The sequence below is a fragment of the Roseivirga thermotolerans genome, from assembly GCF_014653175.1.
Lineage (GTDB): Bacteria > Bacteroidota > Bacteroidia > Cytophagales > Cyclobacteriaceae > Roseivirga > Roseivirga thermotolerans.
Genome location: NZ_BNAG01000004.1, coordinates 681,896 through 706,908, shown reverse-complemented (window position 1 = coordinate 706,908; position 25,013 = coordinate 681,896). Strand labels below are relative to the sequence as shown.

Sequence of the window (25,013 nt, the reverse complement as noted above, 5' to 3'; positions counted from 1 at the left end):
TCTATGAGACTTTTTCCAGGGAGCATAGGTATGAAACCTGTATTTCCTAGTTCTTGATAGTCAATGATTTTTCCATTTTTCGAAATCAAGAATATACCTGGTTGATATATCTTATCGTTATTTTCGAAGATTTCATCTGGTGAGTAGCATATAATATTTCCAGACTTTGTTATTGAAAAATCTCTGCAAATCGCCTTTAAATGTTTTTTTTCTAAAAATTTACCTGTAAAATCAAAATAAGATAACGCTCCCATAGAGATATCAAAAATCACAATTTGGTTATTTGACTTATCTATATCAAAGAAGTTTATAGTTCCATATTCTTCTGGTCCAGGACCTTGCGCATAGATTTTATTTTGATAATTGCCTTCAAGATCAAAGATTAATATTTGATCAACAGAGCTATCGTGAATAAAGTAGTTATTGTTAAAGAATTCGATGCCTTCAATTTTACCAATAAACCCTGTCTTATAATCAAGTGGAGTAACCCTCAGTGAATCAAATATATTCGAGATGTCTAACTCTTGGTTAATATTACTCTCATCTATTTCGATGGCAAAAATTTGATTAGTGTTAATCGAATTTTTATCGCTACAGCCAATGGATAGAATAATTAAACAGATAAATAAAGTATTTCTCATAATAAATAAATTGAAAAGAATGGGTTTCATTTATGGAACCCAGTTACTCAGATTATTTGGTTTCTATATCCCAAATTTTCATAAAACCTATTGTTCTTCCTGCTTTACAAAGACTTTGATCAGTCTGCACTGTTAAATTACATGCGTTGTCTTCGGATGATTCTACACAGCACCCATGTCTCTCTATTGAATCTAAACTAGTATATGCCCAAACTAGTGAATATTCGCTTGATGCCAACCATGGTTCTGGATTTGAAGATTGAGCAAACAAATTCGAATTTGATAGCCATAGTATAAACAAAGAAAGACTGAGTAATAGTGTGGTGCTTTTCATTAGGCTAAAAATAGTTTCAAATTATCTAAACTAGAAACTATTTAAAAGGGGGAGGGAGAGCCTAATACAACCTCAAGTGGTTATTTCTTTAAGTTGTACCTTAAATATTCGATAGCTCTCTCTGTTCGGATTGTTTTCAAGGAAATAGTAGAATTCATTTTTATCGATAAAAATCAGGTTACCCAGGTTTAAGTAGCCTATCTCAATATCATTGTATATTTTTTGAATATTATTATTGAGATTAAATATTTGTAAGTAATATTTAGATTTAAAATTATCTTTCATGAAGCTTTGCATGTCGTCTGGAATACTGGGGTTGTCACCTAAAGGTGCAGAATAGACTCTACCTAAAAGTTTTCCATTTTTCGTTTCAAAAGGTTCTTTTATTTTAAAATTATAACCATTCAATTTTCGATTTATTCTAGCATAATTCATTTTCTGTTTAGTGCCCCATTCATTTCCACGACCCCGTGGAAAATTAGTAGGTAGTGTTGAATACTTAGAAATTAATTCAAGGTTTTGGCCATGGAAATATAGGTGTTCGTCATGTGCAAAAATTGTAAGATAGGTCGAGTCAATTTTTCTAATGTATGGTATTATACCACTCCAGAAAAGGTAGTTTTTGTAAGGACTATTCTGCGGATATTTTATGCCACTTTTCACCTTTCCGGTGGTTAAATTGATTTGATAGAGAAGTGTATTTTTTTCAAAGAAGTTAGGGTCAGAAGTATAATATATATTGCTATATCCGCTTAATTCTAAAATCAGCTCATTCGTTTTATTTAAATATAAATCCACTATTTCATTAGAAAATTCGGGTGAAATTTCTTCCACATACTGATGAATTTTCCAACTGTTAATAATTTCAGACTGTGAATTAACCAAGTTAAGTCTGGAGAACTCTCCATCATAGACGAAGATGGAATCCTCATTTATAATTTTAAAATCTGTTATTCTATTTAAGCCATACGGTTCGTTAATTGTTGGTAGTGAAATTTTGTTCAGAATTTTTCCTTCCTTATCATATTTAAATATTGACAAACCTTTGCCATCGTGAGCCCAAAACCCTTGAAGGTTATTGTTAATGTCAGATATGCCTATAACAGCATTGATATAAGTATAATTTTCCTCAAAAGAGATTGTATCAACGATTTCTGGTTTAACATTTTTAACAGAGTTAGGTTCATAAAGAACTGTTGCTCTTTTATCATTTTCTCTGCAGGAAAATAAGAGGATTAATAGAATCGGTAAATATCTCATTATCTAAAGTAGAAAAGTCAAGCTGAGCTAAAATTTAAACTCAACTTGACAGGTTTAACATTTACTCTTTTACTTAGGTACAAGAGTTGGTTGTGCAAAGTCCATCTGAATCACAAATTCAGACACTCGAATTGCTCTTGCGCCAAAAGGCAGGATGAGCTTCCTTCTTTCTTACCGGAATTGAAAATAAGTCTATTAGTTCATTTTTTAACTAAAGCAAATAATAAATATAAAAAACCATAAAAGTTTAATAATATAATTGCTTGCCTATTTAAGGTCAATTTAAAGGTTATCAGTGAATGTGAGTAATTATACCCTGAGAGGTGGATTTTTGTGATTTCCTTGCTACTTTGTTCCTGAATGCAGACACAAAGACCTTTTAGAGTAGTAATTATTTTTCTGGTGTTGGCCATTATTGGAGTGGCCTGTATTCCCGGGCTCAACATCAATTTTACGCCTACATATTCAACTCCAGCGTTACATATAAGCTACAGCTTGCCCAATGCTTCGCCCGATATTGTGGAGCGCCTGGCAACTTCACCTTTGGAAAATGCCCTTTCACAAATAGAAGGCACCAACACCTTAGAAAGCACATCGGCATACAATAGAGGCTACATTACCATGACTTTCGATAAAGGGGAGGATATGGAATTTAGAAAGTTCGAGGTGAATGCCATTATTCGAAACCTATACAAAAAGCTACCTGAGAACATGAGTTACCCAAGGGTAGACCAACGGGGTGGACAGGATGCGGATGAGCAGCGTAGTTCTATGCTCATGTTTTCGATTAACGGGCCATACGCTCCCTTCAAGCTACAACAAGATGTAGAGGAGTATGTTAGAAAACCGCTTAGCCAGCTCAGGGATATACACAGTATTGAAATTAGCGGTGGAAACCCTTTGCAAATAACCATAGATTTTGATGCTATGGCTTTGATCAGGTACAGGCTGAGCAAAGCCGATATTACCAGGGCGTTAAATAGTTACAATAGTGCAGTGTATGCAGGCTTAGCCAAACTACCGGGTGGGCAACAATACTTTCTCAAGACTACTGCCCAAATACCCGATATACCCGATCTGGAGAGAACTGAAGTGGCTGTTGTTTCCGGTAAACCCATTTATCTGAAAGACATTGCCAGTGTATATGTAGAGGAACAAGAACCAACTTCTTATACACGCATTAATGGGCAAAATGCCGTTTATATGTCTGTATATGCCCGTCCCTCAGTCAATAAGATTGTACTGGCTAAACAAGTCAGGGCTCAGATTGAAGAGCTAAAACATCAGCTACCATCCGATGTTGAGATCAGATTAGAACAAGATGAAACAGAGTATCTTCAGGAAGAAATGGACAAAATCTATATGCGAACGGGTATGTCCATAGCTATTCTCGTGCTCTTTATTTTTATTATCAATCGTAATCTGCGCTACCTGTTTACGCTTTTTCTGGGTATTTTGGTTAATCTGTGCATTACGGCTATCATCATCTATGCATTAAATGTAGAGTTGCATATTTATAGTATAGCGGGACTCACAATATCGTTTGGACTCATTGTGGACAATGCCATTGTAATGCTCGATCATCTGCATCGTAAAAAGAATTCAAAAATCTTTCTGGCTCTGATGGCAGCCTCCATAACCACAATACTGGCCTTGCTGGTTGTACTTCTATTGCCTGAAGAAGATCGCAGGGACCTTACAGACTTTAGTATTGTAGTATCGATTAATCTGGCTACCTCTTTGCTAATAGCCCTGTTTTTTACCCCCGCTCTTTATCAGCTCCTTTTTGGTTATCAACTCAAGAGAAAAGAGACCGCACTCACATTCCGTAAACTCAGAAGAAAGGTTAGAGGCTTCCAATTTTATGGTCGAATTATAAGCTTTGTCGTGCGCTACCGTAAGGCATTTATTGTGGTGGTTATATTGGCTTTTGGTCTACCGGTTTTTCAGTTGCCTGTGCAAATAGAAGGGCAAGATTGGTACAATAAAACGATCGGGAGCGATAAGTATCAGGACGATATTCGACCCATAGTAGATAAGGCTTTAGGAGGGGCCCTTCGCAAATTCGTCACCGAAGTATACGAAGGCTATTATTATAGTACGCCCGAGCGAACTAAGTTAATGGTGGTAGCGCGCTTACCATTCGGGACTACTCTGGATGATGCCAATTATGCTATGTCTAAAATAGAAGAATACTTGACTACTGTAGAAGGTATAGACAAGTACGTGACACGGGTGAATAATCTCTCTGGCAGTATAGAAATTACTTTTGAAGAAGCCTATGATAACAGTGCTATGCCATACCAGCTCAAAGCGAGGCTACAGGCACGTTCGTTAGATTTAACCGGAGTGCAATGGTCTATTTTTGGAATAGGCCAAGGCTTTAGTGTAGGAGGCGAGAGTAATCAGACTCCGAGCTATTCAGTAATTATGAAAGGATATAATTATGATGAACTTAGGCGTCAGGCAGAAATTTTTGCGAACAGACTGGAGCAGCATGTGAGGGTTCAAAAAGTAAATACCAATGCACAATTGGGCTACTCACGTGTAAAAACATCGGAGTATGTGCTTAATTTCGATGTTCAGCGACTGGCCGATGCAGGCCTTAGCCGAAGTAGAATTGTCCAAACACTTGGCGATCTTACGAAGCCGGGGGGGCGCTCTCTCGAGGCAAACCTTAACAACCAAAGACTACCAGTGTATATAAAGGCTAAAAATGCTGAAGAGTTCTCTAAATGGGATTTAATGCAAGAAGCTCTACCTATAGATACTGCACGTCTGGTAAAGATAAAGGATTATGCCACACTAACTTTTGAAGAAACCGCCAATGAACTCAAGAAAGAAGACAGGCAATACCTGAGAAGACTTTCATTCGATTATTTGGGGTCTTCGAATTTTGGGAGAAAATATCTGGAGAAGAGTATAGAAGAAATGGAGGAGATCCTTCCAATTGGTTATAGTATAGAATCTAACAACCGATATTTTAGTTTTAAACAGAAACAGCGACAGTACAGCTTATTGCCGCTTCTTATGGTAGGTATTTTCTTTGTTTGTGCTATTCTTTTCGAAAATCTCAAGCAGCCTTTATACATCATTATAACCATACCCATTTCATTCATTGGTTTATTTCTAATCTTTTCTTTGTTCGATTTTCGGTTCGATCCGGGAGGCTTTGCGGCCTTTATAATGCTTGGTGGACTGGTAGTAAATGCCTCAATATTTGTGGTGAACGACTTAAACAATACCCGCCTAAAGCACTACAATAGGTCGGTTATACGGTCTGTTCTGGGAAAAGCACAACCCATTTTGCTCACCATTCTATCTACCTGTTTTGGGCTCATTCCATTTTTAGTAGAAGGCGAGTCCGAATATTTTTGGTTTGCCTTAGCCATTGGAACTATTGGAGGCCTGGTGTTTTCCACTTTAGCAGTGTTTCTATGCCTTCCGGTTTTTTTGAGCAGCAGAAAACAGCTTACAAACAATAGACGATAGCATTACTTAGAATAAGAATCCTCGTAAAAGTAGCTCCGGTCAGGCATATCCTGAGGTCAAGTTATCATTGAGTTTTCATGTCAACCACAATGAAACTAAAACCACTTCTTACTATAGCTGTTATGTAATCCTTGCTGTGTCTCTTTTAGCTAAAGGTTGCTGAATTGTCAACAACCTTTCCCTCACCGGCTGTGCGCAGTCGGGGTAGTTTATACTAAGAGCCTTTTAAGAAGGTGTAGCTAAGGGAGTTTATTTGAAAGCCGGAATTCCCGTAATGTCTGCACCCAAAATAAGTAAATGGATATCGTGGGTTCCTTCGTAAGTTACTACCGATTCCAGGTTTGCCATGTGTCTCATCATAGGATACTCTTGAGTAATACCCATTCCTCCGTGCATTTGACGCGCTTCGCGGGCAATATTCAGAGCGGTTTCCACAGCATTTCTTTTGGCCATAGAGATTTGTGCAGTAGTTGCTTTTCCTTCATTGAATAGTTGTCCTAAACGGTAGTTTAGCAATTGAGCCTTGGTAATTTCGGTCAACATTTCGGCCAGTTTCTTTTGCTGTAGCTGAAAAGAAGCAATGGGTTTACCAAACTGCTCTCTCTCAAGGGTATATCTTCTGGCCGATTCGTAGCAGTCCATGGCAGCTCCAATGGCGCCCCAGGCAATACCATAACGTGCCGAATCGAGACACATCATTGGTGCACCCAGCCCGCTTTTGCCCGGTAAGAGGTTTTCTTTCGGAACCTTTACATTGTCAAAAACCAGTTCACCGGTGGCACTGGCTCTCAAAGACCACTTGCCGTGTGTTTCTGGGGTACTAAAGCCCTCCATGCCTCTTTCTACAATCAGGCCATGAATTCTGCCTTCCTCATTCTTAGCCCATACTACGGCAACATCGGCATGTGGAGCATTCGATATCCACATTTTGGCACCGTTCAACAGATAATGATCACCCATATCCTTAAAGTGCGTAGTCATTCCCGAAGGATTAGATCCGTGATCGGGTTCTGTAAGGCCAAAACAGCCCAACCACTCGCCAGAGGCTAGTTTAGGGAGGTATTTCTGACGTTGTTCTTCATTTCCGAATTTATAAATAGGGTACATAACCAAAGAACCCTGAACGGAAGCCGTTGAGCGCATGCCGGAATCACCCCGCTCAATTTCTTGCATAATCAGACCATAGGCAATGTAGTCCATGCCTCCACAGCCGTACTTTTCGGGCAACTGTGGACCAAAAGCACCTATTTCTCCAAACTTTTTAACCATCTCGTAAGGGAAGTAAGCATGCTCAGCCCAGCTTTCGATGTACGGAGATATTTCTCGCTTTACGAAGTCACGTACAGCTGAGCGAACCATTTTATGTTCTTCACTCAACAAGTCGTCCAGTAAGTAAAAGTCCGGATGTTCAAAAAGATCTTGCTTGGATGATTTCTGAATTTGAGATGCTTTATCGGTAGCCATAGGTAATTTGGTTTCTGAATGAATTGTGGTCAAATTTGCACCCACTTTTTAACCTATGCAAACGTATGAACCAATCGGAAATAGACCAAAAGATACTTGATAGATTACAAAAGCTTTCGGAGAAATATGAAGCCATGGGGCAAGATATGGCTTCTTACCTGGATGGGCTACTTCATGCCGATTATTTAAAGTACTGGGATTATATTAACCTGGACTCCCTACTTGGGCTACAACAACCTAAAACCAGTTTCCCTGATGAAATGGTCTTTATTTGCTACCATCAGATTACTGAGCTTTATTTTAAGCTTTGCCGTTGGGAAATGAAACAGATTTTTGAAAGACAGCACCCCGATGTTTCTTTCTTCGAAGCAAGGTTAAAAAGACTGAATAATTATTTCGAGCACCTCTGCCACTCGTTCAGTATTATGACAGAGGGCATGGAAAAAGAGCAGTTTCTTCAGTTCCGAATGTCTCTTCTTCCTTCTTCCGGCTTTCAATCGGCTCAGTACCGAATGATTGAGATTGGAGCAACCGACCTGATAAACCTCGTGAATAAAGATAAACGAGATGAATTTGATGATTACGCATCCATAGATCAGTTATACGATTGTATCTATTGGAAGACGGGCGCCACTGAGCTAAAGTCAGGAAAGAAAACACTTACGTTAGAGCAGTTCGAAGAAAAGTACTCTAAGGAGTTTTTACAACTGGCCGAGGATACCAAAACCTGCAACTTCAATCAGTTATATTTAAAGCATTACAAAGGGCAACCCGGAGAAGATCGAATAGTGGAGCAACTCAAAGCATTCGATCTACTGGCCAACGTAGACTGGCCTTTGGCTCATTATCGGTCTGCCGTACGCTATTTGCAGCGAAGCCCTGAAGATATTGCGGCAACAGGAGGAACCAACTGGCAGAAGTACCTTCCGCCACGTTTTCAGAAAATAATTTTCTTTCCCGATATATGGTCAGAAGAAGAAAAAGAGGAGTGGGGTAAACACTGGGTTTTGGAGCAGTTGAATAGAAAGTAGAAAACAGAAAACAGTTAGTCTGGTATTCGGTGTTTTACTGATTGCTGATCAACCGATTTCTGATTACCATTTTTAGAGATAGAAACTCTATATGCAGAAGATAATAAAACTCACCCTTAGGCCGGAGGAGGCCTTTAATCCTGATGTGCTGGAGGAAGCACTCATTAAAAAATCAGGAATAAAAGAGGCCGATGTAAAAGTGAGGCCACTAAAGCGCTCCATTGACGCCCGTGGTAGAAGTGTGAAGGTGAACATGGAGGCATTGGTTTCTGTGAAAGAAGATCTGCCACCGCTCATTTCCTACAAAAGAGATTACCCCAATGTATCTCATGCTGAGCCCGTTGTGATTGTGGGGTTTGGTCCTGCCGGAATGTTTGCAGCACTCCGCTGTATTGAGCTGGGTTTTAAACCCATTGTTTTGGAGCGGGGAAGCGATGTGCAAAAGCGTAGAAGAGACTTGGCTGCCATTAACAAAGAACACAGGGTAAATCCGGAATCCAACTACTGTTTTGGAGAGGGTGGAGCCGGTACTTATTCTGATGGTAAACTATACACACGCTCCAAAAAGAGAGGAGACATTCAAAAATCACTGGAAATCCTGGTGGCTCATGGTGCCTCAGAAGATATTCTTTTAGACGCTCATCCACACATTGGTACCAACAAACTTCCTAAAGTGGTTCAGGAGATCCGCCAATCCATTCTGGGTTCAGGAGGAGAGATTCTCTTTGATACGAAGGTCATCGATTTCCTGATGGAGGAAGATCGGATGAAGGGTGTAGTGATTCACGATGGAACAAAAATAGAAGGACTGGGAGTCATTCTGGCAACGGGTCACTCAGCCAGAGATATCTTCCACTTGCTTCATAAAAGAGGGGTTTTTGTTGAAGCCAAACCCTTTGCTTTAGGAGTTAGAATTGAGCACCCCCAGCAATTGATCGATCGAATTCAGTACAATTGTGAAGTAGATCGTGGACCGTGGTTGCCGGCCAGTTCATATGCCTTGGTTCATCAGACCTATTACAATGAGAAACAACGTGGTGTGTTTAGTTTTTGTATGTGCCCTGGCGGGTTTATAGTACCAGCGGCCACGGCTCCCGGAGAAATTGTGGTAAACGGAATGAGTCCTTCCAGGCGTGATTCTCGCTTTGCGAATTCGGGTATTGTTACGGCCATTGAGCTGGAAGATGTAGCGCATATTCAGACGGTTGACGATCCCTTTAAAGCGCTTACTTTTCAACAACAAATAGAGCAGAGGGCCTTTGAAGCAGCCGGCAAAACCCAGGCCGCACCGGCTCAGCGAATGGTTGACTTTGTGGAAGGTAGAATTTCCTCTCGTTTAAATGAAACATCCTATCAACCCGGTTTAGTTAGTGTCAATATGAATGAAGTGCTTCCGGAAGCCATTCATGAGCGACTAAGGACTGCTTTTAAGGCTTTTGGTCGAAAAATGAAAGGATACTATACCAACGAAGCCCAAATTGTGGGAGTGGAGAGCAGAACCTCATCGCCAGTACGAATACCCAGACACAGAGAAACCTGTGAGCATATTCAGATCAGGGGGCTTTACCCGTGCGGAGAGGGGGCAGGTTATGCAGGGGGTATACTTTCTGCGGCCATGGATGGCGAGAAGTGTGCCGATATGCTGATTAAGGCCTACGGATAAGTTTTTAAAAAATCAGGAGCCTACTGCATCATTCGAACGGCTTCCTTGAGGTTTTCTACAAACCCTTCTTGCTCATCAGTCTTGGCTAGACTTTTGGCCTTTTCCAACCACTGATTTGCACTGTCAAAATTGCCAAGCAAACCGTTGATGTAGCCTAAAAGAGCGTGCGTTTCAAACCGGTTGGCTTCTATTTTTAAAGATTCGGAGAGGAGTTGTTTGCTAAAAGCATATAACTCCTGGCTTCCAAAGCTTTCAATAATTTCAACCACAGTACTTATGACAAAATCAGGCTGTTGATCAGTGGCCAGGTGGTTGTTCATATAGCTGTTTACTTCCAGCTTGTAACTGTCATATTCTTCACGTTCGGCAAAAAAAACTGAACGAGTTACAAATTGGGCAGCCGGGAGTTCGGCCTGATCAATAAAAAGCGGAATAACCACAGAAACGATTTTTTCCAGCAGTTCTCTATCGCCATACTTTATAGCCAGTTGAAGATTTTGGTTGTAAATGGCACTCATGTAATCTGTAAACTCACTTATACCATGGGCCTCAATTATTTTTGCCTTGTTGTTGGCTATAAAGTTAAAGTGGCGTGAATTGATGGTGTTTTCAAAGTTGGCCAGTAACCATAGGTTTTCCAGCTCCATATAATCCTCATCTGTAAAACTATCGGCCAATTCTTTGGCCACTTCCTGCGCCTTTAAGGGGTCGGTTGCTGATAAAATACCTATAAGCTGCCTTTGCTCTTCTTTTTCAATTATCCCCGCATCATATTTTAGAAGCAGATCCGGCAGAAGAGTCCAATTTTCAGTGGCTTCTTTACCATGCGCCATGAGCACAGGAGCTTCAACGAAACCGCCAATGCGATAAAACACATTTCTTTCACCCGTAAGAAAGAGCATAGTAGGGTAGCCGTCAATACCATATTTATCGGCCAACGGATAGCCAAATTCGGTTTCTGCATTGAATTTTATGTTAATAAAGTGCTGCTCAAAGTAAGAGATTACCTCCGGGTTTGTAAAAACCTCTTTGTCCAGCTTCTTGCAATAGCCACACCAGTCCGTATACGCATCTGCAAAAACCAGCTTATTATTGGTTTTAGCCTCTTCAAAAATTGCATCCCACTCTGCGAGAGACTTAACCTCTCTAAAGTCTATGCTTTCCAGCTCGTGAGCTCCAGCCCAGCCGAAAAGAAAAATGCCTAATAAAGTGAGATGAACTTTCATAGTTCTGTCTTAGTTTCAACTTTTAACGATGGCAAAGGTAATTATTGCCAATCAATTAGCCTCTTTTGTGCTACCTACATACGTTAATATTGGTTAATGAAAAAAACAGTGATTATTGGCAGCTCGCCAAAACCTTATAAATACGCTCAAAAAGCAGCTCAGATGCTCAGTGATAAGGGTTATGACTTTGTTCCTGTGGGCATACAAGAAGGAGAAGTGTTTGGAGAAAAAATACTGAACTTATACGATAAGCCATTGATAGAGAATGTAGATACCATAACTCTGTATATCAATCCGCAACGTCAAAAAGAGTGGTACAATTACCTTTTGGGTCTTAAGCCGGAGCGTATAATTTTTAATCCTGGCACTGAAAATCAAGAACTTAAAAACATGGCCGAAAAGCAGGGAATAAAATGTCTTGAAGCTTGTACATTAGTTATGCTTTCTGTGGGCAATTACTGATCAATTTTACTTATATTCGTGCTTTGTTTTGGGGCGCACATTACCCATCTTTTTGATCAATCTATCATTATGTTTGAGGCGTCCCCAATGTATTGTTAGAGAGATTTTATGAGCGGAGAAAATTCAAACGCAAAAAAGGATTATTCAGCAGGTAACATCACGGTATTAGAAGGTCTTGAGGCAGTAAGAAAACGCCCGGCCATGTACATTGGTGATGTTGGTATTAAGGGACTTCACCACATGATTTGGGAGGTAGTAGACAACTCCATCGATGAAGCCCTGGCTGGTCACTGTGATCACATTAAAGTGATAATCGAAGAGGATAACTCAATTCTTGTAGAAGACAACGGTAGAGGTATTCCCACCGACATTCACCCCAAAGAGAAAAAATCGGCTCTTGAAGTTGTAATGACGGTACTGCATGCCGGAGGTAAGTTCGATAAAGATACTTACAAAGTGTCCGGTGGTCTGCATGGGGTAGGTGTATCATGTGTGAACGCTCTATCTACCAAGTTGGTGGCCACGGTACACCGAAACGGCACTGTCTTTCAGCAGGAATATTCCCGAGGTGTACCTCAGTACGATGTAAAAGAGGTGGGGAAAACCGATAAAACCGGAACAATTGTTCATTTCCACCCCGACCCGGAAATTTTCATTGTTACCGAATACAAATATGAAACCGTTGCTTCTCGCTTAAGAGAACTTTCATACCTCAATGCAGGAATTAAAATCGACCTGATTGATAAGCGCGAAACCAACGATGACGGCTCTTTTAAGGGAGAAACCTTCTTCTCGGAAGGTGGTTTGCTTGAGTTTGTTGAATACCTCGATGATTCTCGCGAAACCCTTATTGAACAACCCATCTATATTGAAGGTGAGAAAAACGATGTGCCTGTGCAGGTAGCCATGAGCTACAATACTTCCTATGCCGAACATGTGGTGAGTTATGTGAATAACATCAATACCATAGAGGGAGGAACCCATGTTTCGGGCTTTAGAAGGGCTTTGACCAGAACTTTAAAGGCCTATGCCGACCGGTCTGGATTGCTGGACAAGGTAAAGATTGAAATTAGCGGAGATGATTTTAGAGAAGGACTAACGGCCGTAATCTCTGTAAAAGTAGCCGAACCACAGTTTGAAGGGCAAACCAAAACCAAATTGGGTAACTCCGATGTAGCCGGTGCGGTAGAATCAGCTGTTGGCGATGTACTCAATACCTATTTGGAAGAACACCCCAAAAGTGCCAAGCAAATTGTGGCTAAGGTAATTCTGGCCGCTCAGGCAAGACATGCCGCCAGAAAGGCAAGAGAAATGGTGCAGCGTAAGAATGTGCTGAGCGGTACCGGACTTCCGGGCAAGCTGGCCGACTGTGCCTCTAAAGATGCCTCTATTAGTGAGCTTTATCTGGTAGAGGGAGACTCGGCAGGTGGTTCGGCCAAGCAAGGTAGAGACAGACACTTTCAGGCCATATTGCCACTAAGGGGTAAGATTCTGAACGTTGAAAAAGCTCAGGAACACAAGATTTATGACAATGATGAAATAAAGAACATCATTACAGCCCTTGGAGTAACCTTCGGAACAGAAGAAGACGAGAAGGCCCTCAATATGGAGAAGCTTCGTTATCATAAAATAGTGATTATGACCGATGCTGATATTGACGGAAGCCATATTAGAACCCTTATTCTTACTTTCTTTTTCCGCTACATGCGCCCGCTAATAGACGCAGGCTACTTATATATTGCGTTGCCTCCGTTGTATTTACTAAAGCGAGGTAAAGAAATGCGCTATTGCTGGGACGAGCAACAGCGTGCCCAGTTTACGCAAGAAATGGCCAAAGATGGCAAAGAAGACTCCGTGTCAGTTCAGCGATACAAAGGTCTTGGAGAGATGAACCCGGAACAACTTTGGGAAACCACCATGAACCCCGAGTCGCGAAGCTTAAAACAAGTGACCATAGAGTCTGCAGCAGAAGCAGATCATTTGTTCTCCATGCTAATGGGTGATGAAGTTGCTCCAAGACGTGAGTTTATTGAGAAAAATGCCAAGTATGCCAAAGTAGATATTTAAGAACTCAGCGAGTTCGAGTTATTAAAAGCTGTCTTGATTTGTCGAGACAGCTTTTTTGTTGAATGACTAGAAGAAAATCGCCAACTTCCAGTCATGAAGATAGGAGCTGTACTATTGGCGGCAGGCCTCTCCACCCGGATGCAAGGCCCAAATAAAATGCTACTGCCTTTTGGCCATACCACTATACTTACAGCTACACTTACGCATTTGTTAGACTCCGAGGTGAGTAAAATAGCCCTGGTGTTGGGCAGAAACGCTAGCGAGTTTCAGGTAGATTCTAACGAAAAGGTAGATTTGGTAGTTAATCCGCAACCGGAACGAGGCATGACTTCCAGCATTCAGTGTGGACTGCGCAAACTAATGTCAATGGATGCGCTTATGGTTTGCCTGGCCGATATGCCCTTGCTAAGCTCCAGCGATTATACCGGTCTTATCCAATCTTTTAGGAATACCGAGAAAACCATATTGGTTCCCATTTACAAGGGAGCAAAGGGAAACCCCGTTGTTTTTGACAAAAGACATTTTCATGAGATTCTGAACCATAAAGGAGCCAATGGGTGTTCGGGAGTTGTTCAGCACAATTTGAATGCAGTCGAACGACTTGAGGTTTCTTCCGACCGATTTATTGCAGATATTGACACACCCATAGATTACCAAAAAATGCTAAAAGCCATTGAATAAAGAAGAACTACTTCGCTACAATCGTCAGATTATAATTCCGGAGTTTGGTGAACAAGGACAACAGAAATTACTAAATGCTTCGGTGTTGGTTATTGGAGCCGGAGGACTTGGTGCGCCCATTTTGCAATATCTTACTGCGGTCGGGGTTGGCCGGATCGGTATTGTTGATTTCGATGAGGTATCACTTTCCAATTTACAGAGGCAAGTGCTATTCAATACACAGGAAATAGGACAGTCAAAGGCATCAACTGCGGCCAAAAAGCTTGCACTGTTGAATCCGGATGTGAAGTTCGATGTGATCGAGGAGGCCATTAGCTCGCGCAATGCCATGGAGATCATTGGCGGCTACGATTTGGTTGTTGATGGTTCAGATAATTTACCCACCCGCTATTTGGTTAACGATGCTTGCTACTTATTAAAAATACCTCTGGTATACGGAGCAATTTTTCGTTTTGAAGGGCAGGTGTCGGTGTTCAATGCGGTTCACAAAGACGGAAGCCGTGGCCCCAACTATCGAGACCTTTTTCCCTCTCCACCACCACCCGAAATGGTGCCCAGTTGCAGCGAAGGGGGAGTTTTGGGAGTACTCCCGGGAATTATTGGTGCAATGATGGCCAATGAAGCCATTAAGCTATTGACTCATGTGGGCGAAACCCTGAGTGGAAAGCTTTTTGTTTTCGATGCATTGGATTTTAGCACCTTTCAACTGTCTGTAGAAAAAAACGACCAGAATCCTCTTAGCGGAAAAGAGCCCACTATAACCCACTTGGTAGATTATGAAGCTTTTTGTGGAGGCGCTGTAGGTCAGTCTTCAATCCGTGAGATTAGTGTACATGAATTGAAAGAGAAAATGAGTCTTGGAACACTCGAATTGATCGATGTACGCGAAGACTACGAGTATGAAATTGCTAATTTAGGAGGTCGGTTAATTCCGCTGAATAAAGTACTGAGCAAGTCGAGTGAAATTCCGCAAGACAGAGAAGTGGTGATTATGTGCAAAACAGGCGGAAGGAGTAAAAAAGCTATTGAACTGCTTCAGAAGCAAGGTTTTAATAATCTCCTTAACCTTAAAGGAGGTATTACGGCCTGGCAAAAAGAGATCGATAAAAGTATGACAGCCTATTGAACCATTCTGGCCTATGGTTAAGGTTCAAAAAAGCAAGATCAACTAAATCCTTGAGCGTTACGCTCAAACAAAACGGAAAATGAAAATACAAATAATAGCCTTTGGTATCGCCAAAGACATTGTTGGAAAAAAACAGATGACCCTGGATTTTGAAGGAAAGAGTGTAGGAGAGGTGCGTACCTGTTTGGTGAACCGGTTTCCCGAATTTGAGCAATTGGCATCGCTCAGGTTTGCCGTTAATACCAGTTATGTTGATGATTCTTTTGAACTGACAGAAAATGATGAGGTGGTTTTAATTCCGCCCGTAAGTGGAGGTTAATGAAAAACATTGTAATTACTTCGGAGCCGCTGAATAGTCAGTTGTGTATTAATTCCGTTGCCGATAATGGCAGCGGGGGTCTGGTTGTCTTTATTGGTAATGTGCGCAACAAGACAAAGGGAAAAGAGGTGAAATATTTGGATTTTGAGGCCTATGAGGCCATGGCCCTAAAAGAGATGCAAAAAATTGCCCGCGAAGCCATTGAGCGTTGGCACTTGTACGATATGGCCATTCACCACCGAGTAGGCAGGGTGGGCATAGGAGAGGCCGCAGTAGTGATTGCTTGCTCTTCTGCTCACCGAAAGGAGTCATTCAAAGCCTGTGAATTTGCCATAGATACTTTGAAGAAAACAGTACCCATTTGGAAGAAAGAGGTGTTTGAAGATGGAGAGGTTTGGGTTTCGGCACACCCTTAAATACTCGGGCAATCACCGAAAAGATGAGTTAAATGAATTTGGAGTCAATAAAATCGCAATTTCCAATATTCCAGCAGAAAACACCTGTGGGAAAGGAATTGGTGTATTTAGACAATGCCTCTACCACTCAAAAGCCCGATTGTGTAATTGACGCCATCGCTGACTTTTACAAGTTCAGTAATGCCAATGCCGGACGTGGTGTCTATTGGCCGGCAACGGAAGTAACGGGTAGAGTAGTGGACATAAGGCAGCGACTGGCAAAGTTCATAGGGGCTGCAAGGCCTGAAGAAGTAGTCTTTACCCATGGAGTAACCGATGCATTGAATAAACTTGCTCTGGCTATTTTTGGAGGTAGTCAAAAGCGTGAAGGACAAGTGTTGGTTTCGGGCATGGAGCATCATTCTAACTTTGTGCCCTGGCAGATGGCTGCCCGGCATGGCTCGCTTCCTTTTAAGGTGATTCCCCTAACCGACTCGGGGGCCATAGACATGGAGGCTTATGCACAGTTGTTGAAAGAGCCAACGAGCCTTGTGGCCGTAAGTGCTGCCTCTAACGTGACAGGAATAGGTAATGATATTTCCCGTTTATCTCAGATGGCTCATAATTCAGGAGCTCTTTTGGTCGTAGATGCATCTCAGGCAGTGGCCCATCAGCCCATAGATGTGAGGCAATGGGACTGTGACTTTATGGTTTTTAGCGGACATAAAGCCTACGGACCTACCGGCATTGGAGTACTCTACGGCACATATGAAGTTCTTGTTGAATTGAACCCGTTGGCCTATGGTGGCGGAATGGTACAAGAGGTGAATGAATCTGATACAACTTTTCGAATGCTTCCACATCGCCATGAAGCGGGTACCTTAAACCTGGCAGGGATAGTTGGTTTGGAAGCTGCAATTGCATTCATAGAAAAACAAGGAATTGCCAATATTCAAGCCCATGAAAACGCACTTTATGAGCTACTCAGAAAGAAACTAAATGAGGTTTCGGGGGTGGCCATTTTGGGAAGATCTTCAAGCCTGCAATGCCCGGTGGTTTCTTTTACCGTTGAGGGAGTACATCCGCACGATATGGCTACGTATTTAGCAACTGAAGGCATAAGTATTCGTGCGGGCCATCACTGTGCGCAGCCTCTTATGAAGCACTTTGGAATAACGGCCTGTTCGCGCATATCATTGGCCTGTTATTCTTCCGGGCAAGAGATAGAACAAACTGTTGATCAACTAAAAGAAGCCATTGCTTTTTTCCGATGAATAAAGCCCTGCAAAGCCTTTATAAAGAAGTAATACTCAGTAGGGCAAAAGTCCCCCGGTATGAGTGTAAAGCTCCTGATTTAGTCCCCACAGTAGAAGCTTATAATCCACTATGTGGTGATAAGTTTTATCTCTATGTATCTATTGAAGATGGGGTTTTTAAGGAATTGAAATTCAGTGGTTTTGGTTGTTCAATTTCAAAAGCATCAACCGATGTAATGTGCGATGCATTAAGCCATAAAACCATACAGGAAGGGTTGCTGATTATAGATACATTTTTGGAGTTGATTGATGATAAATCTTCTGTAAGTCCAGAACAACTCACTGACAGTAAGGAATTGTTGGCTTTTGCTGCAGCCAGAGATTTTCCCGAACGAAAGACTTGCGCGAATCTTGGCTGGGAGGCCTTACGACTTCACTTACAAAGCCTATAAACTTTAGTCGTTCAATGCAATGACGCTTTGCTTTACGTGCTTTTCAAAAAGCATGTGCATTATACCGTCTTTAAGACCCACATCGGGTACCTGAATTTTTTGAATTTTGGCCGATTTCATTGCATGGAGGTAAATGTCTGAGGCAGGAAGAATAACATCGGCCCGGTCAGGATTCAGATGCATTTTAAAAATGCGTTCTTCCAGAGTAAGTGCCGACAAACGCTTCTGAACCTCCAAAATGGCTTCTAACCGAAGCATTCTCACCTTCGATTTGGTGCCCGAAAGCTCATAAATCTTGGCAATATTCCCTCCGGTACCAACAGCTGTAATACTACCCTTGTGGCCTACAATCTGGTTTTCTATCCACTGGCCCATACGCTTCAATACCGCTTTGGAAGAAGCACTTTGAATAGTTCTTACGGAGCCAATTTTAAACGATTCCGATTTTACCTTGCGTCCGTCTCTAATCAGGTTTAGCTCTGTGCTACCTCCACCAACATCGATGTGCAAAAAAGTACCCTTAGCCAGCTTTTCCATGACCACCCGGTTAATCAATTCAGCTTCACGATCTCCACTAATAATGTTGATCTTGAGACCAAAAAGTTGTTTCACCTTTTCGACAATTTCGCGTCCGTTTTGAGACTCTCGCATGGCCGAAGTAGCACAGGCGTAGTATTTATCTACTTCGTATAGGTCAATGAGAATTTTAAAGGCATTCATCAGCCGAATGAACTTATCTTCCTGCTCAGGGCCTATTCTCTTGTGCTGAAAAACATCATGACCAAGCCGTAAAGGAAAGCGTACGTATTCTAACCGTTTAAAATAGTGCTGACCTTCATAGGTCATTACATTAGTTACCTGAAACCGAATGGCATTTGAACCAATATCTATCGCTGCTAACTTCAAGCCTCCAATTTACACTCAATTTCAGATTTATACATGTATTCAATAGCTCTTGTTTGTGCAATAATGTTGCATTTGATAACAATTATTTAATTGATGACCATCTTTCATTACAGAAAGTAAGCCTATCTTAGATTGTGTCTAAAAGAGTTTACACTTGTCTCATTTTAATATGTTTGGTACAAGCATGTTTCAATCCGCCTCCTGAATTTCCAGAAGGAGATGTAGTGGGGTATAAGCCGGTTTATGCTACGGACAACGATGCTTCAATCCGTTTAGAAGAAGCCAGACCAATAGTGAATGGCGGACAAATTTATCTTAAAGGCAATTTGTTGCTTATCAATGAAACGGGAGAAGGGATTCATCTGATAGACAACACAGACCCAGAGGCTCCACAGAACAGAGGCTTTTTGAAAATACTGGGGGCTGAAAATATGGCCATGAAAGATGGAACTTTGTATGTCAATCAGTTTATGTCTGTTTTGGCCATCGATGTCAATGATCTGAACAACATAAGAGTGCTGTCTGAACACGAGTCAATTCTCAACAGAGAAGATTTGAACGTAGCCGTTCCTCCTGGCACGGGTTATTATTTTGAATGTGCCGATCCTAAGAAAGGAAGAGTAGTTGGCTGGCAATTGACCACTATAAATAACCCGAAATGCTACAGGTAAGAAGTTTGGTTTTAGCCCTTTTGGCTATAATAGTAGTGTCTTGTCAGACCGACAGCAACGATTTTACCCCCGATTTGGGAGGCACTGGAACAGGTGGATCTTTGGCCAAGTTTGCCATAGTGCAGAATAGCCTGTTGGTGCTGCATGAAAACGCCATTGATCAGTATTTTATACAGCACGATGGATCATTGACGGAGGGACGTTCGCTTACTTTTTTCTCCGGTGGTCTTGAGACCATTTACCCATACGGTGAATATGCTTTGGTAGGTAGCAATAATCAGGTGTTCTTTCTCGGTTTTGACGACAATAACTTTCTCGATCTCATATCCAGTTACTCTCATCTGACCGCTTGCGATCCGGTAGTAGCTGCTAATGGTGTGGCCTTTTCAACTTTGCGCAATAGTGGCTGTCGATTCGATGCCGATGAGTCACTGGATGTGATAGATATCAGAGACATTGAAACCCCGGTGTTTATCAAATCATACAACATAGAAGCGCCCTATGGCCTTAGCGTTAGAGGCTCTCATTTAATCGTTTGCGAGAGAGGTGGAATAGCCCTCTATGGAATCTCCGACCCTTATAATATAGTGTTAAAAGGCTTTTTCGATTTTGGCAATGATACCCCTCTAGATGTAATACACGCACCAACACACCTTATAGTGAGAACAGATAAAGGCATTTATAATGTAAGTTATACTGACAGCGGAGTGTTTCAGATTCTGGCCAAAATAGACTAATGAGTAGGTTTGTTTTTTTCTACTACATTGTACTCTTCTGTTGTGGATCCAAGGCTTTTGCGCAGAGAAGTCAGCCTGACGGTTCTGCTTCTGAAGTTTTGCCAAGGCTGATGCTCAAATATTATGGTTCTCAGTATATAGGCCAGTTCACTTCTCACATGCTGGCGGGTGAATACGTATGGCCAACAGGCAAAGGAATTGAACTAAGACTTGGAGGGCTGATAGATAGAAATGTTTTGAACTATGATGAACTCTACTTTAGTAATAAGTCTGGCTTTAAATCATCGTTGATTTTTAAACAATACATAAGCCATGGACAGCCAATTTTGCAAATTGCTGGTCGGCCTGTTTTAGGAGTCTCTCAGGCATCTAAAGGTGTAATTCCCTACTATGGACTGGAGTTGTTCTATAATGAACTTGGTTTCGACCGAACCCGAACTTATAAGCTGAGTTGTGGGCAAGATTGCGACTACTTTGAGCGCGTAAACTATGGTATGGTTGATAAAAGGGTGGGAGTACGGACTCAATTGGGTTTTGTAGCAGAAATTGCAGGCCCATTTTACTTTGAGTCTTCCATAGCTCTGGGGGCTATGTCTAGTCAATTGAAAGCCGATGATCGCAAGCCCATTGAATATGAGAAAGAATACGGTTTAAAATTCAGAGAAGGCTCTTCTTCAGCCAGGTTACAGTGGGCTGTGGATGTCTCATTCAAGGTTGTCATACGTCTCTTAAAATGACCTGCCGAACCAATGTAATACTTCGATTTACTCATTCGAAATATCAGCCTCAGTCATATTTTCCATTTGCCAGTTATGTAGCTACATAAACTTTCGCTTTATTTGCAGTGCTTATCAAGAAAGACGGAGGGACTAGGCCCTGAGATGTCTTAGCAACCTGGGTAATACCTGGTGCTAATTCCTAGCCTCGAGGCATCGGGGAAAAGATGAGAGTAATCCTTCCAAATTTCTCGGTAAGCCCTAAATCTGTAAAATGGCTTACGACATAGAGAAAATTCTCAAAGAAAGAATACTGGTTTTAGATGGTGCTATGGGTACCATGATTCAGCGACATACGCTTACTGAAGATGATTTCAGAGGCGATCGTTTCAAAGACCATCCTCATCCCCTTAAAGGAAACAACGACTTACTCTCCCTTACCCGGCCCGATATAATCAAGGAAATTCACCGACAATACTTTGATGCGGGTGCCGATATTGTGGAGACGAATACATTTAGTGCCACCACAATTGCGCAAGCCGATTATCATTTGGAAGATGCTGTTTACGACATTAACTATGAATCGGCAAGAATTGCCAGAGAGGTGGCCGATGAGTTTACTAGCGAGCAACCGGAAAAGCCTCGCTTTGTGGCCGGTTCTATGGGGCCAACCAATAGGCTGGCCTCCATGTCGCCCGATGTCAATGACCCCGGTTTTAGAAACATTGATTTCGATCAGTTAAGAATAGCTTTTAAAGAACAGGCCAAAGGCTTGTTAGATGGAGGAGTCGATCTGTTTTTGGTAGAGACCATAACCGATACACTCAATGCTAAGGCAGCTCTTTTTGCTATTTCAGAGCTACTGGAAGAAGAAGGAAAGCGCGTGCCTGTAATGGTTAGTGGAACCATAACCGATGCCAGTGGCAGAACTCTGTCGGGTCAAACTACCGAAGCCTTCTTGATATCTGTTTCGCACATGCCCATACTCTCTATTGGCCTCAATTGTGCTTTGGGGGCAGCACAACTACGCCCGTATTTAGAAACCCTTTCAGAAAAAGCGCCTTTTCACACCAGTGCACACCCCAACGCGGGGTTACCCAATGAATTTGGTCAGTACGACCAAACTCCTGAAGAAATGGTAAAGCAGGTTGGAGAATTCCTGAAAGATGGGTTTCTCAATATTGTGGGAGGCTGCTGTGGCACTACGCCTGAGCATATAAGGCTCATTGCCCAGGAGGCTTCCAGGTATTCACCAAGGTTAGTCCATATCTCACATTCCATTGTTTCAGACAATTAATTAGCATGGCAATGGAAGCAAATCACTCGAATGATTCAACACTATTTCGCAGAGCTATCAAATGATTCAATTATCTAAAAAATCACCGAACAAGCACCATGGACTCTAAGCAGCCAAACCTAGATCAAAACAACAAAATTACCCTGCGGCTTTCAGGTCTTGAGCCCCTGATAATAACGCCTCAGAGTAACTTTGTAAATGTGGGTGAACGAACCAACGTGACCGGCTCCAAGCGTTTTGCCCGCTTAATTAAGGAAGAGAAGTACGATGAGGCTCTTGAAATTGCCAGAGATCAGGTAGAAGGAGGAGCTCAGATCTTAGATGTAAACATGGACGAAGGGATGCTGGATGGCAAGGCGGCTATGGTAAAGTTCCTTAATTTGATAGCCGCAGAACCCGATATCGCCCGAATTCCCATAATGATAGATTCTTCTAAATGGGAGATTATTGAAGCGGGATTAAAGTGCATTCAAGGTAAGGGAGTGGTCAATTCCATTTCTCTTAAAGAAGGCGAAGAAACTTTCATAGAACAGGCTACTAAGGTAAAGCGCTATGGGGCGGCAGTTATTGTAATGGCCTTTGATGAAAAAGGGCAAGCCGATACGTATGAGCGAAGAATAGAGATATGCAAACGCTCTTATGACATACTGGTAGGGAAGGTAGGATTTCCCAAAGAAGATATCATTTTCGACCCTAATATATTCCCTGTGGCTACGGGCATAGAAGAACACAACAACAATGCGGTTGACTTCTTTAGAGCTACCCGATGGATTAGGGAAAACCTGCCCGGAGCACATGTGAGCGGAGGAGTTAGCAATGTGTCTTTTTCTTTTAGAGGGAATAACCCGGTTAGAGAAGCCATGCACTCTGCTTTTTTGTATCACGCCATTAAAGAAGGAATGGATATGGGCATAGTGAACCCCACTATGCTGGAGGTTTACGATGATATTCCTAAAGATTTACTCGAACGTGTTGAAGATGTTCTTCTGAACAGAAGGCCCGATGCCACCGAACGACTTCTGGAGTTTGCCGAAACAGTGAAAGGTGCCGGAAAAGTTCAGGTAAAAGACGATTCCTGGAGGCAGGAACCGGTTGAAAAACGGTTGGAGCATGCGTTGGTAAAAGGTATAGTAGAGTTTATTGATGAAGACACAGAGGAAGCCCGTCAGAAGTATGAAAGGCCATTGAAGGTGATTGAAGGGCCGCTAATGGACGGAATGAACGTGGTTGGCGACCTGTTCGGTGCCGGTAAAATGTTTCTTCCTCAGGTAGTAAAAAGTGCCCGGGTAATGAAGAAGGCAGTAGCTTACCTTCTTCCTTTTCTTGAAGAAGAAAAAGCAGCTAATAACGACCAAAGCTCAGCAGCAAAAATACTTCTGGCTACAGTGAAGGGAGATGTGCATGACATTGGTAAGAATATAGTGGGAGTGGTATTGGCCTGTAACAACTTCGATATTGTAGACTTGGGTGTTATGGTGCCGGCCGAAAAAATTCTCGAAGCTGCCGTTGAGCATAAAGTGGATGCTATAGGTTTGAGCGGGCTCATTACTCCATCACTCGATGAAATGGTGCACGTGGCAAAAGAAATGGAGAGAAGAGGCTTGCAGATTCCACTAATGATTGGTGGCGCCACTACAAGCCGTATTCATACCGCAGTAAAAATAGACCCTGTATATTCCGGTTCGGTAGTTCATGTTTTAGATGCTTCTAAATCGGTGCCGGTAGCCGGAGAACTTATTAGTAAGGAGACCTACCCAAACATATACAGCCGGGTTAAAACAGAATACGCCAGACTTAGAGATGATCATGCCAACCGCAAACAGGTCAAAAACTACATACCTTATGAGGAAGCACAGGCCAACAGGCTTCAAATCGATTGGACGGCAAAGAAATTTGTTCAACCAAAATTCATAGGGAATAAAACTTTCAATGATTACTCACTGGAAGAAATAGCTCAATACATTGATTGGACTCCTTTCTTCAGTACTTGGATGCTCAAAGGGAAGTTTCCAAGAATTCTTGAAGACAAAGTGGTGGGCAAAGAAGCGCGCAAGTTATATGATGATGCGCAGGAAATGATTAGAAAAGTAATTGCCAACAACCTGCTTTTTGCCAATGCCGTAGTGGGGCTTTATCCGGCCAATTCGGTAGGTGATGACATAGAAGTTTACACAAACGATTCACGATCTGAAGTGCTAAAAACCTTTCATATGCTCCGTCAGCAGGGTAAAAAGGGGAGTGGACTTCCTAATTTGTCACTGGCGGACTTTGTGGCTCCCAAGGGGCAAGGCAGCGACTATATGGGTGCTTTTGCCGTTACAGCCGGAATTGGTATTGAGCCATTGATTGAGCAGTATGAAAAGGACCATGACGACTATAACTCAATTATGATAAAAGCTGTGGCCGATCGTTTGGCCGAAGCTTTTGCAGAGTTGATGCATGCTAAAATCAGAAAAGAACTTTGGGGCTATGCTCCTCAGGAGGCATTTAATAATGAAGAATTAATTCGAGAAAGATATCAGGGTATTCGACCGGCACCTGGGTATCCGGCTTGTCCTGAACACACAGAAAAGGGGATACTCTTCGATTTACTGGAGGTTGAGAAAAACACCGGAATTAGTTTAACCGAGTCTTTTGCCATGTATCCTGCGGCCTCTGTTTCCGGATTCTATTTTATGCATGAGGAAGCCAAGTATTTTGGTTTGGGGAAAATTGAAAAAGACCAGGTAGAAAGCTATGCCTCTCGCAAAGGCTGGACCATTGAACAGGCTGAAAAATGGCTGGCTCCCAATTTGAGTTATGATGTATAATGAGCCT

General features: G+C 42.1%; 20 protein-coding genes, 1 pseudogene and 1 riboswitch. Of the genes and pseudogenes, 16 read left to right on the top strand and 5 right to left on the bottom strand.

What is annotated here, in order from left to right; translation table 11 throughout:
- Together IE164_RS16820 and IE164_RS16815 are read right to left on the bottom strand one after the other, a co-directional pair.
- A partial coding sequence (locus IE164_RS16820) for a DUF4934 domain-containing protein (protein ID WP_189631418.1) occupies positions 1–641 on the bottom strand: 641 nt, incomplete at its 3' end.
- 406 nt (positions 642–1,047) lie between these two features.
- Positions 1,048–2,235 (bottom strand): hypothetical protein, encoded by a 1,188-nt coding sequence (locus tag IE164_RS16815; protein ID WP_189631417.1) that lies wholly within the window; start codon positions 2,233–2,235, stop codon positions 1,048–1,050.
- 360 nt (positions 2,236–2,595) lie between these two features.
- On the opposite strand from IE164_RS16815, the gene IE164_RS16810 reads away from it, so the two are divergent.
- Positions 2,596–5,727 (top strand): efflux RND transporter permease subunit, encoded by a 3,132-nt coding sequence (locus IE164_RS16810; protein ID WP_189631416.1) that lies wholly within the window; start codon positions 2,596–2,598, stop codon positions 5,725–5,727.
- Between the two features lie 249 nt (positions 5,728–5,976).
- Here IE164_RS16810 and IE164_RS16805 read toward each other — a convergent pair whose 3' ends face one another.
- Entirely contained in the window at positions 5,977–7,191 is a 1,215-nt protein-coding gene (locus tag IE164_RS16805) for an acyl-CoA dehydrogenase family protein (protein WP_189631415.1), read from the bottom strand.
- A 65-nt stretch (positions 7,192–7,256) separates the two neighbouring features.
- Here IE164_RS16805 and IE164_RS16800 point away from each other — a divergent pair, with 65 nt between their 5' ends.
- Together IE164_RS16800 and IE164_RS16795 are read left to right on the top strand one after the other, a co-directional pair.
- Positions 7,257–8,222, top strand: coding sequence for a tryptophan 2,3-dioxygenase family protein (locus IE164_RS16800; RefSeq protein WP_189631414.1), 966 nt, complete (start codon positions 7,257–7,259; stop codon positions 8,220–8,222).
- A gap of 91 nt (positions 8,223–8,313) precedes the next feature.
- Positions 8,314–9,885: an NAD(P)/FAD-dependent oxidoreductase gene (locus IE164_RS16795; RefSeq protein ID WP_189631413.1), complete on the top strand. Its 1,572-nt coding sequence runs from the start codon at positions 8,314–8,316 to the stop codon at positions 9,883–9,885.
- Between the two features lie 20 nt (positions 9,886–9,905).
- On the opposite strand, the gene IE164_RS16790 is transcribed toward IE164_RS16795, so the two are convergent.
- The gene (locus tag IE164_RS16790; protein ID WP_189631412.1) at positions 9,906–11,111 is read right to left on the bottom strand and encodes a thioredoxin fold domain-containing protein; all 1,206 of its coding nucleotides are present in this window, start codon (positions 11,109–11,111) and stop codon (positions 9,906–9,908) included.
- 96 nt (positions 11,112–11,207) lie between these two features.
- Between IE164_RS16790 and IE164_RS16785 the strand changes: the two genes are divergently transcribed.
- The 8 genes from IE164_RS16785 (at position 11,208) to sufU (ending at position 17,869) form a co-directional block, all read left to right on the top strand.
- Positions 11,208–11,573, top strand: coding sequence for a CoA-binding protein (locus tag IE164_RS16785; RefSeq protein ID WP_189631411.1), 366 nt, complete (start codon positions 11,208–11,210; stop codon positions 11,571–11,573).
- 108 nt (positions 11,574–11,681) lie between these two features.
- Positions 11,682–13,640 carry a DNA topoisomerase (ATP-hydrolyzing) subunit B gene (gene gyrB, locus IE164_RS16780; RefSeq protein WP_189631410.1) on the top strand — a complete coding sequence of 653 codons (1,959 nt, stop codon included), beginning with the start codon at positions 11,682–11,684 and terminating at the stop codon, positions 13,638–13,640.
- 93 nt (positions 13,641–13,733) lie between these two features.
- Positions 13,734–14,321: a nucleotidyltransferase family protein gene (locus tag IE164_RS16775; protein WP_189631409.1), complete on the top strand. Its 588-nt coding sequence runs from the start codon at positions 13,734–13,736 to the stop codon at positions 14,319–14,321.
- A complete protein-coding gene (gene moeB / locus IE164_RS16770) occupies positions 14,314–15,447 on the top strand; it encodes a molybdopterin-synthase adenylyltransferase MoeB (RefSeq protein WP_189631408.1) in 1,134 nt (377 codons plus the stop codon). The genes IE164_RS16775 and moeB overlap by 8 nt, the downstream gene beginning before the upstream one ends.
- 79 nt (positions 15,448–15,526) lie before the next feature.
- The gene (locus IE164_RS16765; RefSeq protein ID WP_189631407.1) at positions 15,527–15,766 is read left to right on the top strand and encodes a MoaD/ThiS family protein; all 240 of its coding nucleotides are present in this window, start codon (positions 15,527–15,529) and stop codon (positions 15,764–15,766) included.
- Entirely contained in the window at positions 15,766–16,182 is a 417-nt protein-coding gene (locus tag IE164_RS16760; RefSeq protein ID WP_189631406.1) for a molybdenum cofactor biosynthesis protein MoaE, read from the top strand. The genes IE164_RS16765 and IE164_RS16760 overlap by 1 nt, the downstream gene beginning before the upstream one ends.
- A 32-nt stretch (positions 16,183–16,214) precedes the next feature.
- The gene (locus IE164_RS16755) at positions 16,215–17,435 is read left to right on the top strand and encodes an aminotransferase class V-fold PLP-dependent enzyme (protein ID WP_189631405.1); all 1,221 of its coding nucleotides are present in this window, start codon (positions 16,215–16,217) and stop codon (positions 17,433–17,435) included.
- Positions 17,432–17,869 carry a Fe-S cluster assembly sulfur transfer protein SufU gene (gene sufU / locus IE164_RS16750; protein ID WP_189631404.1) on the top strand — a complete coding sequence of 146 codons (438 nt, stop codon included), beginning with the start codon at positions 17,432–17,434 and terminating at the stop codon, positions 17,867–17,869. The genes IE164_RS16755 and sufU overlap by 4 nt, the downstream gene beginning before the upstream one ends.
- Before the next feature lie 3 nt (positions 17,870–17,872).
- Here the strand turns inward: sufU and IE164_RS16745 are convergent, their stop codons facing one another.
- Positions 17,873–18,775 (bottom strand): Ppx/GppA phosphatase family protein, encoded by a 903-nt coding sequence (locus IE164_RS16745; protein ID WP_189631403.1) that lies wholly within the window; start codon positions 18,773–18,775, stop codon positions 17,873–17,875.
- 173 nt (positions 18,776–18,948) lie between these two features.
- Between IE164_RS16745 and IE164_RS16740 the strand changes: the two genes are divergently transcribed.
- The 5 genes and pseudogenes from IE164_RS16740 to metH all read left to right on the top strand — a co-directional run bounded on the left by IE164_RS16740 (position 18,949) and on the right by metH (position 25,006).
- Positions 18,949–19,446: an LVIVD repeat-containing protein gene (locus IE164_RS16740; protein WP_189631402.1), complete on the top strand. Its 498-nt coding sequence runs from the start codon at positions 18,949–18,951 to the stop codon at positions 19,444–19,446.
- Positions 19,434–20,183, top strand: a complete 750-nt coding sequence (locus IE164_RS16735; protein ID WP_189631401.1) for an LVIVD repeat-containing protein — start codon at positions 19,434–19,436, stop codon at positions 20,181–20,183. The genes IE164_RS16740 and IE164_RS16735 overlap by 13 nt, the downstream gene beginning before the upstream one ends.
- Positions 20,183–20,920, top strand: coding sequence for a hypothetical protein (locus tag IE164_RS16730; RefSeq protein WP_189631400.1), 738 nt, complete (start codon positions 20,183–20,185; stop codon positions 20,918–20,920). Before IE164_RS16735 ends, IE164_RS16730 begins: the two co-directional genes overlap by 1 nt.
- Before the next feature lie 108 nt (positions 20,921–21,028).
- A riboswitch (SAM riboswitch) is annotated at positions 21,029–21,133 on the top strand.
- 40 nt (positions 21,134–21,173) lie between these two features.
- Positions 21,174–22,165, top strand: a pseudogene (locus tag IE164_RS16725) (homocysteine S-methyltransferase family protein); the annotation flags it as partial.
- Positions 22,166–22,294: 129 nt separating this feature from the next.
- Complete coding sequence (gene metH, locus IE164_RS16720; RefSeq protein WP_189631398.1) at positions 22,295–25,006, top strand: methionine synthase; 2,712 nt, start codon at positions 22,295–22,297, stop codon at positions 25,004–25,006.
- The last annotated feature ends 7 nt before the right edge of the window (positions 25,007–25,013 follow it).